The organism is Streptomyces sp. GMY02 (assembly GCF_019056675.1).
Lineage (GTDB): Bacteria > Actinomycetota > Actinomycetes > Streptomycetales > Streptomycetaceae > Streptomyces > Streptomyces odonnellii.
Genome location: NZ_CP077658.1, coordinates 4,924,943 through 4,940,157, shown reverse-complemented (window position 1 = coordinate 4,940,157; position 15,215 = coordinate 4,924,943). Strand labels below are relative to the sequence as shown.

11 protein-coding genes are annotated in these 15,215 nt (G+C 72.4%); 6 read left to right on the top strand and 5 right to left on the bottom strand.

The genetic code is table 11. The annotated features are described in order from the left end of the window. Positions 1-31: 31 nt before the first annotated feature. Positions 32-1,756, bottom strand: a complete 1,725-nt coding sequence (locus tag KQY30_RS20960; RefSeq protein WP_217308154.1) for a hypothetical protein — start codon at positions 1,754-1,756, stop codon at positions 32-34. 316 nt (positions 1,757-2,072) lie between these two features. Continuing rightward, on the bottom strand, positions 2,073-3,455 hold the full coding sequence (locus KQY30_RS20955) for a transcriptional regulator (RefSeq protein WP_217308153.1): 1,383 nt from the start codon (positions 3,453-3,455) through the stop codon (positions 2,073-2,075). A 327-nt stretch (positions 3,456-3,782) separates the two neighbouring features. Between KQY30_RS20955 and KQY30_RS20950 the strand changes: the two genes are divergently transcribed. The 3 genes from KQY30_RS20950 to KQY30_RS20940 are packed head-to-tail and all read left to right on the top strand — an operon-like array spanning position 3,783 to position 7,027. After that, a complete protein-coding gene (locus KQY30_RS20950; protein ID WP_217311205.1) occupies positions 3,783-4,469 on the top strand; it encodes a bifunctional DNA primase/polymerase in 687 nt (228 codons plus the stop codon). Positions 4,470-4,526: 57 nt separating this feature from the next. Further along, on the top strand, positions 4,527-5,393 hold the full coding sequence (locus KQY30_RS20945; RefSeq protein ID WP_217308152.1) for an ABC transporter ATP-binding protein: 867 nt from the start codon (positions 4,527-4,529) through the stop codon (positions 5,391-5,393). After that, on the top strand, positions 5,390-7,027 hold the full coding sequence (locus KQY30_RS20940; RefSeq protein WP_217308151.1) for a transporter: 1,638 nt from the start codon (positions 5,390-5,392) through the stop codon (positions 7,025-7,027). The genes KQY30_RS20945 and KQY30_RS20940 overlap by 4 nt, the downstream gene beginning before the upstream one ends. A gap of 106 nt (positions 7,028-7,133) precedes the next feature. Here the strand turns inward: KQY30_RS20940 and KQY30_RS20935 are convergent, their stop codons facing one another. Together KQY30_RS20935 and KQY30_RS20930 are read right to left on the bottom strand one after the other, a co-directional pair. Continuing rightward, complete coding sequence (locus KQY30_RS20935; RefSeq protein WP_217308150.1) at positions 7,134-8,087, bottom strand: alpha/beta fold hydrolase; 954 nt, start codon at positions 8,085-8,087, stop codon at positions 7,134-7,136. Positions 8,088-8,857: 770 nt separating this feature from the next. Beyond that, positions 8,858-9,550 (bottom strand): metal-dependent transcriptional regulator, encoded by a 693-nt coding sequence (locus KQY30_RS20930; RefSeq protein WP_217308149.1) that lies wholly within the window; start codon positions 9,548-9,550, stop codon positions 8,858-8,860. Between the two features lie 262 nt (positions 9,551-9,812). Between KQY30_RS20930 and KQY30_RS20925 the strand changes: the two genes are divergently transcribed. The 3 genes from KQY30_RS20925 to KQY30_RS20915 all read left to right on the top strand — a co-directional run bounded on the left by KQY30_RS20925 (position 9,813) and on the right by KQY30_RS20915 (position 13,441). Continuing rightward, complete coding sequence (locus KQY30_RS20925; RefSeq protein ID WP_217308148.1) at positions 9,813-10,568, top strand: SIS domain-containing protein; 756 nt, start codon at positions 9,813-9,815, stop codon at positions 10,566-10,568. 690 nt (positions 10,569-11,258) lie between these two features. Continuing rightward, positions 11,259-11,843, top strand: coding sequence for a carbonic anhydrase (locus tag KQY30_RS20920; protein ID WP_217308147.1), 585 nt, complete (start codon positions 11,259-11,261; stop codon positions 11,841-11,843). A gap of 113 nt (positions 11,844-11,956) precedes the next feature. Further along, complete coding sequence (locus KQY30_RS20915; protein WP_217308146.1) at positions 11,957-13,441, top strand: SulP family inorganic anion transporter; 1,485 nt, start codon at positions 11,957-11,959, stop codon at positions 13,439-13,441. Positions 13,442-13,623: 182 nt separating this feature from the next. On the opposite strand, the gene KQY30_RS20910 is transcribed toward KQY30_RS20915, so the two are convergent. Further along, positions 13,624-15,078: a PAS domain-containing protein gene (locus KQY30_RS20910; RefSeq protein WP_217308145.1), complete on the bottom strand. Its 1,455-nt coding sequence runs from the start codon at positions 15,076-15,078 to the stop codon at positions 13,624-13,626. Between the last annotated feature and the right edge of the window lie 137 nt (positions 15,079-15,215).

The following is a 15,215-nucleotide window of genomic DNA, read 5'->3' as shown; positions in this document are numbered from 1 at the left end:
GGCCGCTGGTCTCCCGCGGCGGCCGGCGATGTCAGAGCTGGGTCGGCGGGCGCTGTGAGAGTCCGTACTTCGTCGCGATGCCGTTCCACAGCTTCGACGCCTTCTGCTTCGCGGCCGTCGCGTCGCCGCTCGCGCGGTTCCCCTCCGCCGCCTGCTGCGTCACCCGCGCCTGCCCGTCCTTGCAGTTCTTCTTGCCCTTGACCTGCTTGGCCCAGTTCGCGTAGTGGTCGTCCGCCGAGGCCGACGCCTCCCAGGCCTCGGTCAGCGACGAGGTCAGCTCCTCGTGGTCGGGCAGCTTGTCGAGCGTCAGGTCCTTGAGCCGGGTCACCAGATCGCGGCGCTGCTCGGCGGCGCCGTGCAGATCGGTGGCCGCCTGTTCCAGGTTGTCGCAGGACTTGATCGACTCGACCGATTTGATGACCGTGGCCCGGCTGCTGCCGCTGTCCGCGAGCAGCTTGTCGAGCGCCTCCGCCTGCGGCTTGGCCGGGTCGGCGGCCTCGCTCTGCGTCGACGGCTCGGCGGGGGGCGAACTCACCGCGCCCACGGCCGCGCTGTTGTCCTGCGCCGGGTCGTCGCCGCCACCGCTCATCAACGCGCCCGCGCCGAGACCGAGGACGGCGCAGCCGATCACGACGGCCGCGATCACGGGGACGGGCGAGGACTTGCGGCGCCCGGCGGCGCGGCCCTGCGGCCGGCGCGGCTCCTGCGGCGCCCGGCCCTGGTCGTACGAGGCGTGCTGCGGCGGTTCGTAGGGCGCGGCGGCGGGCCTGCGGCCGCCCTGCTGGAGGCCGTGGCCGGCGCCGAACTGGGGCAGCGGCTGCGTCGAGTCCGCGCCCTGGCCGCCGCCGGGCGGCGCGTCGCTGCGGAAGAGGCTGTCGAACTCGGCGGGCGGCTGGCGTTCGCCGGGCTCGCCGGGCCGGATGCCGTACGGGGCGCCGGGGGGCGCGGCCGGGACGTTCCGCGCGGGTCCCTGCTGGGCCGGTACGGGTGCGATGTACTGCGTGGCGTCCGCGTCCGGGCCGCCCGGACCGGGGCCCTGGATGGGCGTCGGCAGGAACTGGGTGGCCTCGGCGGCGCTCTCGGGCGGCGGCATGCCGGGGCCGGGGCCCGCGGCTATCGGGGCGATGAACTGGGTGGCGTCCGCGTCCCCCGCGCCGGGTATGCCGGGCGCCGCGCCCACCGGCGGCAGATACTGCGTGGCGTCCGCGCTGCCCGCCGCCGGGGCCTGCGGGGGCAACGGCTGGGCGTGCCGGGGCGGTTGGGGCTGCTGGTACGGCTGGCTCTGCTGCTGGTACGGCTGTTCCTGCTGCGGATAGGGCTGCCCCGGGCCCTGCGTGGGCTCCTGCGCCGGCGGAAGCGGCCGGCTCGGCGGGAGCTGGCCTCCGTACGGGGCGCCATCCTGCGGTCCTCCGTAGGACTGGCCGCCCGGCTGCTGCCCGTACCCCTGCTGCCCGCCGTACTGGGGCTGCCCGCCCTGCTGCCGGCCGTCGTGCGGAGGCTGGCCGCCGTGCTGCGGCTGGGCCCCGCCGCCGTATCCCGCTTGGTCCCCGCCGCCGTACCCGGACTGGTCCTGCTGCCCGTCCGCCGGTCCCCAGGGCTGTCCCCACGGCTGCCCGCCCGCGGGCCCCTGTGCGGGCTCCTCCGCGGACTGGCCCGGGATCCAGGGCGCGCTGCCGTCGCCGGGCAGCACAACGCCTTCGTGCGCGGGCCGAGCGGCGGGGTGCCGCGGCTCATCCCCTTGTCCGCTGTGCGTCACCGGGACTCCTACGTGTGGAACGTGTGGACCTACCGAACGTCGGTTCACGCTACCCGGTGAATCGCGGAAACTGCCACGCGCCCGGATCCGGTAACGCCCCGCCCCCGGGAGACCCTGATACCGAGGCCGAAAACGCCGGTACCGGCGGGGACTTGGGCCTGATCACGGCCCTGGACACGCCTCGGGCACGGCATGAGCACCATGCCCGTACGGCACCCGCACGCACGACACCTCCAGGACATCCCCGCGCAAGACTCGTCACAGAACTTTCACCCGTCCCGTGACATCCCTCACGCGGGTGCCCGGCGAGCCCCTCTCATGCCGCCTGGATCTCCAGCCGCGCCCCGAACTCCCGTACCACGGGCTCGTTTCCGAACGGCTCAAGACGCTGCTGGAGATCGTCCAGATACTCCGCGCCCCGGCTGGAGCGCAGCGTGCCCAGCAGCTCGACCGCGCGCAGGCCGGTGTGGCACGCCTCCTCCACCTCGCGCTGCTGGACCTGGGCCATCGCCAGCAGCACCAGCCCGATCGCCCGCCTCCGCGCCCGGGACTCGGGGTGGCCCTCCAGCGCGTCCGCGGCATGCCGCCCCGCCGCCTCCGGCTGCCCCAGATCCCGGTAGCAGTGCGCCAGTTCATCGGCGAGATAGGCCTGGTCGAAGTGCGCGATCCACTCGGGGTCGTCGCCCGACTCCGCGTCCGCCCGCTCCAGCGACTCGATCGCCCGGCCCGCCACCGCCTCGCAGGTCCTGCTGTCGCCCATCAGCGCGTGGCCGCGCGCCTCGGCCGCGTAGAACATGGCCTGCGCACGCGGGGTCACCTGGCCGCGCGCCCCTTCCTGCGCCGCCCGCGCCAACTGCGCGATCTCCCGCGGGTTTCCGAGCTGCGCCGCGAGATGGCTCATGGACGCGGCCAGTACATAGCCTCCGTATCCGCGGTCCCCCGCGGCCTGGGCCAGCCGCAGCGCCTGGATGTAATAGCGCTGCGCGAGCCCCGGCTGTCCGGTGTCCACCGCCATGTACCCGGCCAGTTCGGTCAGCCGGGAGACGGCCGCGAAGAGCCGGCGCCCGACCGATTCGCGGTACGAGCCCGAAAGCAGGCCCGCCACCACGCTGTTCAGATAGTGGACGACGACCGGCCGCACATGGCCGCTGCCGAAGCGGTGGTCCAGATCGATGAGCGAGTGCGTCATCGCCCGTACCGCGTCGACATCCGAATCCCCCACCCGCGCGCCGGTGTTGCGTGCGACGGCCGGGTCGGCGGCGGTGATCAGCCAGTCCCTGCTGGGCTCGACGAGCGCGGAGGACGCGACGGCGGAGCCGGAGAGGAAGTCCCGCCGCCCCACATCGCTCCGCCACAGCTCACAGACCTGTTCGATCGCGCCGAGGACGGTCGGTGAGAACTGGAGGCCGACGCCGGAGGCGAGATTCTTGCCGTTCGCCATCCCGATCTCGTCGATGGTGACCGTACGGCCCAGCTTCCGGCCCAGCGCCTCGGCGATGATGCCCGGGGCCCGGCCGCGTGGCTGCTGTCCGCGTAACCAGCGCGCCACCGATGTCTTGTCGTACCGCAGGTCGAGCGCGCGCTCGGCACCCACCATGTTGACGCGGCGGGCGAGCCCGGCGTTGGAGCACCCGGCTTCCTGGATGAGCGCCTGGAGCCGTTCGTTCGGCTGTCGCGCTACGAGAGGCCTGGCTGCCAATTTGGATACCCCCTGTGGCCGCAGTGATCAGCTAAGTGACCAATGCCCGGCAGATCTGCGGAGAATGCGCATGTTCGGCGATAAGCGAAATTTTCGACGGTTCTTCGGAAGCGTCGGTAAACACGGCCCGGCCGGCCCGCTGTTCGCCCTCGCTGCCCGCTGTTGCTCACTGCTCGCCCCCATGGTGTCGAAGCCTCGGGGGTGGCTACCCGGATACCGCCGCACACCCGCACGCGCGCCCCCGCCCATGCATCGATGCGCCCCATGGGCGGAATCGGCGCACGGCGCGGCGCCGTGCGCCCGTAACCCGTGGTGATGGCGGGAGTTGTGCTGTGCGTGGAAGAGACGATCGGAGTCAGGGACGCCGCGCGGATCCCGGGGCAGCGGGGCGAACTGCCGCTGGACTGCGCGGTGCGGTACACGGAAGAGAGGCACTGGGACGTGTTCCCCGGCACATGGCTGGAGGCGGTCGAGGGCACGGAGCGGTGCTCGTGCCGCCGGGCGGGCTGCCCCCTGCCGGGGTCGCACGCGACGGGACCGGAGTGGGCGGCGCAGGCGACGGGCAGCGCGGCGGCGGCGCGCAGACTGTGGGCGACGAGGCCCGGGGCATCGGTGCTGCTGCCGACGGGACGCACCTTCGACGCGCTGGACGTACCGGAGTCGGCCGGTTTTCTGGCGCTGGCCAGGATGGAGCGGCTGAATCTCGCGCTCGGCCCGGTGACCTGCACACCGGACCGGCGGATGGTGTTCTTCGTCCTGCCGGGCGCGGCGGCGAAGGCGGAGGAACTGGTACGGGGGCAGGGCTGGGCGCCCCAGGCGATCGATCTGGTGGCGCTGGGCGAGGGGCAGTACGTGGCGGCGCCGCCGACCAGGGTCGGCGGCAGGGGCGCGGTGCAGTGGGCCCGCAGGCCGACGCTGGCGAACCGCTGGCTGCCGGACGCGGAGGAGCTGATGAGCCCGCTGACCTACGCGTGCGGGCAGGAGGCCGCCGCACGGCGAACCCGTCGTACATAGCGATCCGGCGTACATAGGGTGGTGCCGTAGATATACGGGACACCGAAAGGCAGCGCCATGCCGGACCAGGCACGGGACCAGGCACAGGGAAGGGCGCCGGAGCAACCGGCCACCGGGGCGACCGGAACGGCGGGCGGTGCGGGCGGGACGGGGACGCCACCGCCCGCCGTTCGGGTCGAAGGGCTGTGGAAACGATTCGGCGAGCAGATCGCCGTCGCCGGGATCGATCTGGAGCTGCCCGCGGGCCGGTTCATCGGCCTCGTCGGCCCGAACGGCGCGGGCAAGACCACCACCCTGTCCATGATCACGGGCCTGCTCAGGCCCGACCAGGGGCGGGTGCTGGTGGCCGGGCACGATGTGTGGCGCGACCCCGCCGAGGTCAAGGCCCGGATCGGGGTCCTGCCGGAGGGGCTGCGGCTCTTCGAGCGGCTCTCCGGCCGCGAACTCCTCGGCTACACCGGGCGGCTGCGGGGGCTGCCCGGTACCGAGACCGACAAACGCGCCACCCAGCTCCTGGACGTACTGGACCTGGCCGGCGCCCAGCACAAGCTCGTCGTCGACTACTCGACCGGCATGCGCAAGAAGATAGGCCTGGCGGCGGCGCTGCTGCACAACCCCCATGTGCTGTTCCTGGACGAGCCGTTCGAGGGCGTCGACCCGGTATCGGCCCAGACCATCCGGGGCGTGCTGGAGCGCTATACGGACTCGGGCGCGACGGTCGTCTTCTCCAGCCATGTGATGGAGCTGGTCGAGTCGCTGTGCGACTGGGTCGCGGTGATGGCGGGGGGCCGGATCCGCGCACAGGGCACCCTCGCGGAGGTACGGGGCGGCTCGCCGTCTCTCCAGAGCGCCTTCCTGGAACTGGTGGGCGCCGGGTCCCGCGACACCGGTGAGTCCCTGGACTGGCTGGGCGGCGCCCGATGAGCCGGACCTCGCCCGCCGGGACCGCTCCCGCTCCCGGCGGCGTCCCGCTCACCCCTGTCTTCGTACGGCTGAAGCTGTCCCTGCTGCGCAATGGTCTGCGGCAGTCGTCGGGCCGCACCGCCGCGTATGTGGTCTCCGCGGTCTTCGCGCTGCTGATCGCGGCGGGACAGCTCCTGGGGCTGGTACTGCTGCGCGGAAACGATCACGCGGGCACGCTGGTCGTGCTGCTGGCCGGCGTCCTCGGGCTGGGCTGGGCCGTGATGCCGCTGTTCTTTCCCGGCGGGGACGAGACCCTGGACCCGACGCGGCTGGTGATGCTGCCGCTGCGGCCCCGGCCGCTGGTCAGGGCGCTGCTGATGGCGTCGCTGGTGGGGATCGGGCCGGTGTTCTCCCTCTGTCTGCTGCTCGGTTCGGCGATCGCGGTGGCGCACGGCGCGGCGGCGGTGGCCGTGGCGGTCGTCGCCGTACCGCTGGCCCTGCTGACGTGTGTGGTGCTGGCTCGGGCCGTCGCGACCGCCAACATCCGGCTGCTGACCTCGCGCAAGGGCCGCGATCTGGCCGTTCTGAGCGGTCTGCTGATCGCGGTGGGCATCCAGGTCGTCAACTTCGCCGCGCAGCGGCTCGGCGAGGCGGGCGGCCTGTCGGAGCTCGACCCGGCGGCCGGGCTCGTACGGTGGCTGCCGCCCGCGGCGGCGCTCGGCGCGGTGGACTCGGTGAGCGCGGGCGCGTACGGAACGGCCGCGGCGCAGTTGCTGCTCTCGGCCGCCGCCCCGGTGGCGCTGCTGTGGCTGTGGCAGCGGTCGCTGGTGAAGCTGATGACGGCCCCGGACGGCTCGACGCTCGCCGCCGCGGAACCCTCCCGTACGGAATCCGCCTCGGCGGCGGGACGGCTGGGGCGGCTGCTGCCCGAGGGGCGTACGGGCACGGTGATGCTGCGCAGTCTGCGCTATGTGTGGCGCGACCCGAAGACCAAGGCGGCCTGGGTGACCTCGCTGGCCATCGGGCTGATCGTGCCGCTGTTCAACGCGATCCAGGGCCGGGGCACGATCTATTTCGCGTGCTTCGCGGCGGGCATGCTGGGCATCCAGATGTACAACCAGTTCGGCCAGGACACCTCCGCCTTCTGGATGGTGGCGCTGACGATCTCCTCGACCCGGGACGCCTATCTGGAGCTGCGGGCGCGGGCCCTGACGCTGCTGCTGATCACCCTGCCGTACGCGACGCTGGTGACCGTGGCGACGGCCGCGCTGCTGGGCGACTGGCACGCGCTGCCCGAGGCGCTCGGCCTGTCCTTCGCGCTGCTCGGCGCGATGCTGGCGACGGGCTCGGTGGCCTCGGCCCGCTTCCCGTACTCGATCCCGCAGGACAGCGCGTACAAGAACGTCGCCCCGGGACAGGCCGGGCTCGCCTGGATCTCCATCGTCGGCGGCATGCTCGCGGCGGCGCTGATCTGCGCGCCGGTGATCGCGCTGACCGTCTGGCTCCATGTGGCGGGCGCCGACGGCTGGACGTGGCTGCTGCTGCCCGTGGGCACGGTGTACGGGGCGCTGGCGACCGCCGGAGGCCTCCGCCTGGCGGCCCCGCGCACGGCGGCCCGCCTCCCGGAGATCCTGACGGCGGTCAGCAAGGGGTAGGCCACAGCCGACCCAGGCCGACATATCCAGCCCGTCTGGCGATTGAGGACGAACCGTCAGCCGGACGGACCCGGCGAAACACCGCGACCCCGGCCACCGCCCCCGGTCACTGCGTGAGCACCCCGTCCAGGAACGGTTCGATCGCCGCGCGATACGCCTCCGGCCGGTCGTAGTGGATGAGATGGCCCGCGTCCGTCACCTCGGCGTACTGGCCGCGCGGCAGGACCCGGACCATCTCCTGGGCCTCCGCGCGGCCCAGGTCGCCGTCCAGTCCGCGCACCACCAGCGCGGGGCACTGGACCTGGGTCAGCTCCTCCCAGTGGGCGTCATGGACCCAGGTCGCCCGCGAGGTCAGCATCTGGTCGCGCGAGAAGACCGGGTGCCAGCCGTCCGCCCGCTCCGTCATCACCTCGGCGAAGAACTCGCCGCGCGACGGAGTGGGCCGGTCCGCCCACGGGTCGTCCTCGGCGAACCACTTCCGCGCGTCGTCGAGCGTGGCGAACGGGACGGGCCAGGCCTCGAACCACTGGGCCCACTGCCGCTGCGACGCCGCGCCCAGCGCGGAGGCCCGCATGTCGGAGATGACCAGGGCCCGCACCAGATCGGGCCGCCTCGCGGCGAGCTGCCATCCGGTGAGCGCGCCCATCGAGTGCCCTATGAGTGTCACGGGACCGAGCCCGAGCTGTTCGATCACCGCCTCCGCGTCGGCGACATACGCCTCCCGGGTGTACGCCCCGTCCGCCGGCTTCTCGCTGAAGCCGTGGCCCCGCTGGTCGAGTGCGACCGTACGGTGCCGCTCGGCGAGCCAGCGTCCGGTGGGGGCCCAGTGCGAGGCGCGGCCCATGAGGCCGTGGAGCAGCAGCACACCAGGGGTCCGCGGCGGCACGCCGGAGGTCCGCTCCGGTCCGCGCTCCCCCGCCTGCTCCCCGTTGTCCCGGCCGTCCCGGGCGCCCCCGGCCCGTTCCGCTTCCGGCTCCGCGCGCCGCCCGGGCGGATAGGTGAACTCCCAGGCAGCGAGACGTACACCGTCCGCTCCGGTCACATCGATGCGCCGCACCATGCGTCCCGGCACCCCCTTCGGTCCTGAATGGTCGTACCCGTGGTCGTCCTGAGTGGTTGTCGGCCGTCGGATTCCGCTTACGGCCCGATGCGCGCCCGTCCAGCCCTGCCAGACTATCGAACTCTCGTTCGAGAACACGCTTCCCCTGAGCAACACCGCTCGTTCGAGTGACAGCGATCAAGGATTGCCGGACACGGCCCGGGGGAGATCTTCTCCGGGAGGCGGGCCGCTCGGGGATGACGGCCCGAGGGGAATGACCCTGAGAGCTCGGGGCTCCGGGTCAGCGCAGGGGAGGACAGGCTCCGGTGCCGCACGGCACCGGAGCCGCCCCCGCGGACAGAGGTCATCGCATACGAAATCTCCGCGCGGCCACGCACGTACCCCAGGTCCTGCCCCCGCAGGACACACGGGCCGTGCCACGGCCGCGACGCACCGTGCCCACCCCCACACAGGCGCACAACCCTGCTCCCTCCCCGGGCGTGGCCGGGAGCCCGGCCGCCTTCAGGTCACATGCCCCAGGGTCCGCAGCCAGATCCGGGAGACAGACCCTGCCGACAGCCTGGCACGCGATGCGTCCCACCGCTGCCGTTCCGGCCGGAAAGCGCACGCCCCCCGCCCTCGAATGCTCCCCGCACGCCCCCCAACGCCCGCACCCGTACTACGTACTTACCGCCGACGCCCCCGCCCGGCCACCCCCCGCTCAGCACGGACCGCGCACCGGCACCCGGTCCGGCACCGCCCCGCGCCCGGTTCGGCGCTTCGGGCCCGGCTCAGCGCTTCGCGACGAAGACGTGCGACGCCACCTCGGTCTGCAGCTCCGCCGCCTCGCCGCTGCTGCCCACCAGCACCCCGGCGGGCGACTCCGTCACACTCACCACGGACCCCGGCTGCACCCCCGCGCGCCGCAGTGTGTACATGAGCTGGGCGTCCGTCTGGATCGGCTCACCGATCCGCCGCACCACGACCGTCTTGCCCTCGGCGCCCGGGTCCAGCTCCGCCAGGCTCACCATCCCCGCGTCGAGGAACGGATCCGCCTCGGTCTTCTCGCCCAGCTCCTCCAGGCCCGGGATCGGATTCCCGTACGGCGACTCCGTCGGGTGCCGGAGCAGCTCCAGCACACGCCGCTCCACCGCCTCGCTCATCACATGCTCCCAGCGGCACGCCTCCGCGTGCACCTGCTCCCACTCCAGGCCGATCACATCGACCAGCAGACACTCGGCGAGCCTGTGCTTGCGCATCACGCGGGTCGCCAGCCGGCGCCCTTCCCCGGTCAGCTCGAGATGCCGGTCGCCCGCGACCTGCACCAGCCCGTCCCGCTCCATCCGGGCCACGGTCTGGCTCACCGTCGGCCCGCTCTGGTCGAGCCGCTCGGCGATCCGGGCGCGCATTGGGACCACACCTTCCTCTTCCAGCTCCAGGATGGTGCGGAGGTACATCTCCGTCGTGTCGATCAGTCCGGACATACGTGCCCCTCGATAAATCGTGCGCTGGCCCTGAATGCAATTCTGACGCATACCACCGACAACCGTGCCGCGCGGAAGTAAAGCCGAGGCGGCGCGCTCCGCATGAACGGCGGACGGCGGTCACGCACGGCGGGCAGCCGTATTGACAGAGTAATGGTCCAGACCTCAACGTGATCCGCGACACAGACATCACCCGCCTCCGGGAACACCGCCCGGAACTCCGGGCACCCCCGGAAACCCCACGCCTGGGAGGGCCTCCTCGATGAGCGAGAGCAAGCTGTCCGGTCAGTTCTTCGATGCCGCGATCGGGCTGCTCCGCCGCGTACGGGACGAGGAGTCCGCCGCCATCGCCGCGGCCGGCGCCGCGATCGCCGACACCGTCGCCGCCGGCGGCCGGATCTTCGCGTTCGGCGCCGGGCACTCCTCGCTCGCCGCGCAGGACATCGTCTACCGGGCGGGCGGTTTCGCGCTGGCCAATCTGCTCGCCGTACCCGGCGCGGTCGGTGTCGACGTCATGCCCGCCACGCTCGGCTCCGCGCTGGAGCGGGTCGACGGTCTGGCCACCGCCGCACTCGATTCGAGCCCCGCCGGGGCCGGGGACGTGCTGGTGATCATCTCCCTCTCCGGGCGCAACTCCCTGCCCGTCGAGATGGCGGCCCACGCCCGGGCCCTGGGGCTGAAGGTGATCGGTGTGACGTCCGTGGCCTATGCGACGGAGACGACCGCCCGCAATCCCCTGGGGAGCTTCCTCAAGGACCACTGCGACATCGTCCTCGACAACAAGATCGCGGTCGGTGACGCCGAACTGACCGCCCCCGGTATCGAGGCGCCCTTCGCCCCCGCCTCCACCGTCGTCACCAGCGCGCTGATGCAGGCGATGATGGCCGCGGCCGCGGAGGAACTCGTCGACCGGGGCATCGAGCCCCCACTGCTGCGGTCCGCCAATGTGGACGGTGGGGCCGACTGGAATCGCCGCGTAATGACGGAGTACTCCGACCGTATCTTCTACCGTCACTGAACGGACGCCCCGTTCGAACGCAGACCGTACCGAAGTAGCCAAAGCAACGACGGGTGCCGGAGCGGCTGATCAGTCGAACGACTAGAACAAATGGCCGAGGCCTGCGGGAACTTCCCCCGCGGGCCCCGGCCATCGCCGTACCCTCGACCCTCGAATTTGCGTCACCAAAGGCCCGGTTGGCGGATTTCTGATCTTTCACGAGAAGGTAATGTTCGTGCAAAGTAGGAGAAGCTGCGGTGTTGCATCATCGGAGCTGACGAGGTGTCGGCACATACACCGCGTCCGATACCGCGTGAAACACACCTGACGCACCGTCACGGTCGGCCGTAGGACCACGGTTCGACCGCACAGTGCCACCACAGTTCCGACCGCACAGTTCGACCGCATTGCGCACCACACACCGATACACCACGCACCACGCACCACGCACCACGCACCACGGAAAGCACGGAGGAAAGGCGAGCCATGAGAGTCCGACTGGACCGCGAGTCCACCGTCCGGCCCGAATCGCCCGCCCTCTGACCGGTTTTCCCGGCCGACCCACACAGGCCGTCCGACGGCCACCCCCGACTGCCGCGATCCGGCAGGGGTGACGCCTACCCGGCGGCCCGTAACGCACCCCCTTTTCACCCCCCACTGACCCGACCACACCGCGCCCCGGCACGTCCGCCGCGCAGGAGGCAGGCCATCATGAAGTCACTCATCGACCACGCCCGAACCTTCTCCGTCCAGGTGGCGGAGCGCCACGAGGAGTTCCGCGAACTCGCGGCCGGACAGCGGCCGCAAGCGCTCTTCATCACCTGCTCGGACTCCCGAGTCATCCCGTCCCTCATCACCGGCGCACGTCCCGGTGAGCTGTTCGAGCTGCGTACGGCGGGCAACATCGTCCCGCGGTACGACGCGGAGCGGCCCAGCGGCGAGGCCGCCACCATCGAGTACGCGCTGCGCGTGCTCGGCGTCCGCGACATCGTCGTCTGCGGTCACTCCCACTGCGGAGCCGTGGGCGCGCTCGTCCGCGGCGAGGACCTGTCCGCCGTTCCCACCGTCCGCGGCTGGCTCGACCTCGGAGTCCCGTCGCTGCCGGCCGCCCAGGGCCTCGCGCACGCCGTGCGCCACCACGCCGTGGCCCAGCTCGCCACCCTCCGCGGCTATCCCGCCGTACGGGAGCGCAACGCCGAGGGGCGGCTCTCCCTGCACGCCTGGTACTACGAAGTGGACACGGGCGCGATCAGCGTCCACCGGCCCGACCTGGGCGGGGAGTTCAGACCGCTGTGACACGGCGGCCTCGGCCCGGACGAGCGCATCCAAGGTCTCGTCCGCCTCAGTACGACCCCACTCCCCATTCGTCCGCTCGTGCGCGCGGACCGCACCCTCTAGGAACGCCCCTCATGTTCTCCCAGTTGTCCCAATTGAAGGACCAACGTGTCCTGAGGCGCGACATACTCGCGTCCCTCGTCGTCTTTCTCGTCGCGCTGCCCCTCTGTGTGGGGGTGGCGGTCGCCTCCGGTGTGCCGGCCGAACTCGGCCTGGTCACCGGCATTGTCGGCGGTCTCGTCGTGGGCTGCCTGCCCGGCAGCTCGCTCCAGGTCAGCGGCCCGGCGGCCGGCCTGACCGTCCTCGTGTACGAAGCGGTCACCGACTTCGGTCTCGGTGCCCTCGGCGCCATCGTCCTGGTGTCCGGACTGCTCCAACTCGCCCTCGGCGCCCTCGGTTTCGGCCGCTGGTTCCGGGCCATCTCGGTCGCGGTGGTCCAGGGGATGCTGGCCGGGATCGGTCTCGTACTGGTCCTGGGCCAGGTGTACGCGATGGCCGACACCGCACAGCCCTCCGGCGGGCTCGGCAAGCTCGCCGGACTGCCCGGGCTGGCCCTGGACATCATCACGGACGGTACGGCGCTGGTCGCGTTCCTCGTCGGGGCCGGGACCGTCGCCGTACTGATCGCATGGCCCAGACTGCCCGCCCGGGTCCGGGTCGTCCCCGGCCCGCTCGCCGCGGTCGCCCTGGCCACCGGGGTGACCCTGCTGCTGGACCTTCCGCTCGCCAAGGTGGAGGTCCAGGGCCTGCTGGAGTCCATACGGCCGCCCGGCACCGAGGACTTCGGGCAGCTCGCGGGTGTGGCCGCGATCGGCACCGTCCTCGCCTTCACCCTGATCGCGTCGGCGGAGAGCCTGTTCAGCGCCGCCGCGGTCGACCGTATGCACGACGGGCCGCGCACCGACTACAACAAGGAGCTGATGGCACAGGGCGTGGGCAACACGCTCTGCGGGGCGCTCGGTGCGCTGCCGATGACCGCGGTCATCGTACGGAGCGCCGCCAATGTGCAGGCGGGGGCGCGCACTCCGCTCTCCCGGATCCTGCACGGCCTGTGGCTGCTGCTGTTCGCGGCGCTGCTGCCCGCGGCGATCGGCGTGATCCCGCTGGCGGCGCTCGCGGCCGTCCTCGTACACGCCGGCTGCAAGCTGGTGCCGGTGAAGGACATGGCGCCGCTGTGGCGCGAGCACCGCGGCGAGGCGGTGATCCTCGCGATCACGGCGGTGGCGATCCTGGTCACGAATCTCTTCGAGGGCGTGATCCTGGGGCTGCTGCTCGCGGTGATCAAAACGGCGTGGGAGATCTCGCATCTCCATCTCGACGTACGCGAACTCACCGGTGGGCGGATGGTGGTGTCGATCACCGGCAACGCCACGTTCCTGCGGCTGCCCAAGACCATGGAGCAGTTGGAGGCACTGCCGAAGGACCGCCCGATCGAACTGGACCTGTCCGGGCTCCACCATGTCGACCACGCGTGCCGGATCGCCCTGGAGAACTGGGCGCTGCGGCACAACGACGCGGAGACCGAACCGGTGAGGATGAACCCGCCGACCACGGCCTGACCGGCGGTACGGAGCTTGCACCAGGGCTGTACGAGTACGGAGCAGCCTGTACGAGGCGCCGGGCGGCGCGTCCCAGCCGCCCGGCGCATCCGGAGCCCGCACCGCGCGGCGGCGCGTTCACTCCGGCGGCGCGGGCACGCGCTTCCCGGGCGTCCGGAGTCCGGCTGGTGTCCGCGTCCGGCTCAGACCTCGTCGTCCGGCAGTGCCCGGGAGAGGTCCAGGGACGCCGCCACCCGGACCGTCACATCCTCCGCGTACACCGCGTCCGGACGCTCGAACGCGGCCCGGCTCGCGCCCCGCAGAAACGTCACCACGCCCAGCGACCGCCCCCGGCTGCGCAGCACCGTGCACAGCGCGTGCACCGCGTCCGCCGGCCACTGCCGCGAGGTCGCCCAGGTCGGCGACGGAGCGGCACCCGCGGGCGCGCTCGCGCGGACCGAGCCCGTACGGTCCATCGCCTGCAACGCCGGATGCCCGACCGCGTACCGCACCGGTATCCCGCCCGCCGACACCTGCGTACTCGGCCCCGAACCGCCGCCCGCGGGGGTCGCCACCGCCCGTACCAGCCGCACCGGCACGTCCGGCGCCGACGAGAACGAACCGGCGTACGGCTCCCCCACCACCAGGTCGATCAGCGCGTGATCGGCGAAGCCCGCCAGCGCGAAGTCCAGATAGACCGTCGCCGCCTCCATCGGGTCCTCGCACTCCACCGCCGCCCGCCCCGCCCGGTGGAGCTGACTGGACCGGAACCGCAGCCGGTCCGCCTCCTGCGCGGCCCGCTTGGCGTCCGTCGAGTCCTGGAACATCCAGCCCACACCCAGCGGCACCGGCTCCTCCGCCAGCGGCGACGCCAGCCGCAGAAACCCGCTGCGCCAGCAGCGCCGCCGGTCGCCCTCGGGCGTACGGACCGTCACCCACAGCTCGGTGGGCGACTTCGGCGCGCCCTCGGCCAGCACATGGTGCAGCGCGGCCTCCAGCTCCTCGACGCCCTGGATGACCAGCTCGCCCAGGGGCCGCCCCAGCACCGCCGTACGCCCGGAACCGAGCGCGCGCGCCGCGTAGCTGTTGACGACCGTGGGCCGCAGATCGACATCGACGAGGACGACACCCCACGACGCGTCGTCGAAGAGCGCCTCGCTGAGCGCGATGGACCGTTCCAGATCGATCTGCTCATGGACCTCGCTGAACGCGCTGTACACCCCGACGGGCTTGCCGTCCGTCCCGCGCATCCCGGCCGACTGGGTACGGATCAGCACCCGCCCGCCGTCCTTGCGCAGCAGCGCGAACTCGTCGACCTGGCGCCCCGGCGTGTCCATGACGGCCATCAGCCGCGCCTGCACGTCATCCGCGTCGGCGCTGCGCACGGCCCACCCGGCGAACCCCTGCCGCCCCACGGCCTCCTCGGCCGACCAGCCCAGTATCCGCTCGGCCTCGCGGTTCCAGTGGGTGATCACACCGTGCGCGTCGAACGCGCACAGCGCCGCGTCCATCCCGTCCAGCAGCGCGGCAAGCAGATCCGACCCCGCCGCATCCCGCTCCGCCTCGTCCGCGGCCACCGCCCCGGCCTTCGCCTCGGGATCGGGCTCCGGCCCTTCGGGCCCTCGCGCGTCGGTGGTCTCACTCCGAGAAGCACTCATCCTGGCACCCCCTGCAGGGCGTCTCCGCCTGTGCTGACGCACGCCTCGTCATTCAACCCGAACGTGACCCAGCACACACAAGGTTCCCCGAAATCGTTGCTTCGCACAATTCTCCGCCCGGTACGCGATCGGCGCAC

Coding starts and splice junctions, on each gene's coding strand:
- KQY30_RS20945 (WP_217308152.1), top strand. CDS start 4,527: ATGCCGGACCAGGCACGGGACCAGGCACAGGGAAGGGCGCCGGAGCAA.
- KQY30_RS20940 (WP_217308151.1), top strand. CDS start 5,390: ATGAGCCGGACCTCGCCCGCCGGGACCGCTCCCGCTCCCGGCGGCGTC.
- KQY30_RS20935 (WP_217308150.1), bottom strand. CDS start 8,087: ATGGTGCGGCGCATCGATGTGACCGGAGCGGACGGTGTACGTCTCGCT.
- KQY30_RS20930 (WP_217308149.1), bottom strand. CDS start 9,550: ATGTCCGGACTGATCGACACGACGGAGATGTACCTCCGCACCATCCTG.
- KQY30_RS20925 (WP_217308148.1), top strand. CDS start 9,813: ATGAGCGAGAGCAAGCTGTCCGGTCAGTTCTTCGATGCCGCGATCGGG.
- KQY30_RS20920 (WP_217308147.1), top strand. CDS start 11,259: ATGAAGTCACTCATCGACCACGCCCGAACCTTCTCCGTCCAGGTGGCG.
- KQY30_RS20915 (WP_217308146.1), top strand. CDS start 11,957: ATGTTCTCCCAGTTGTCCCAATTGAAGGACCAACGTGTCCTGAGGCGC.
- KQY30_RS20910 (WP_217308145.1), bottom strand. CDS start 15,078: ATGAGTGCTTCTCGGAGTGAGACCACCGACGCGCGAGGGCCCGAAGGG.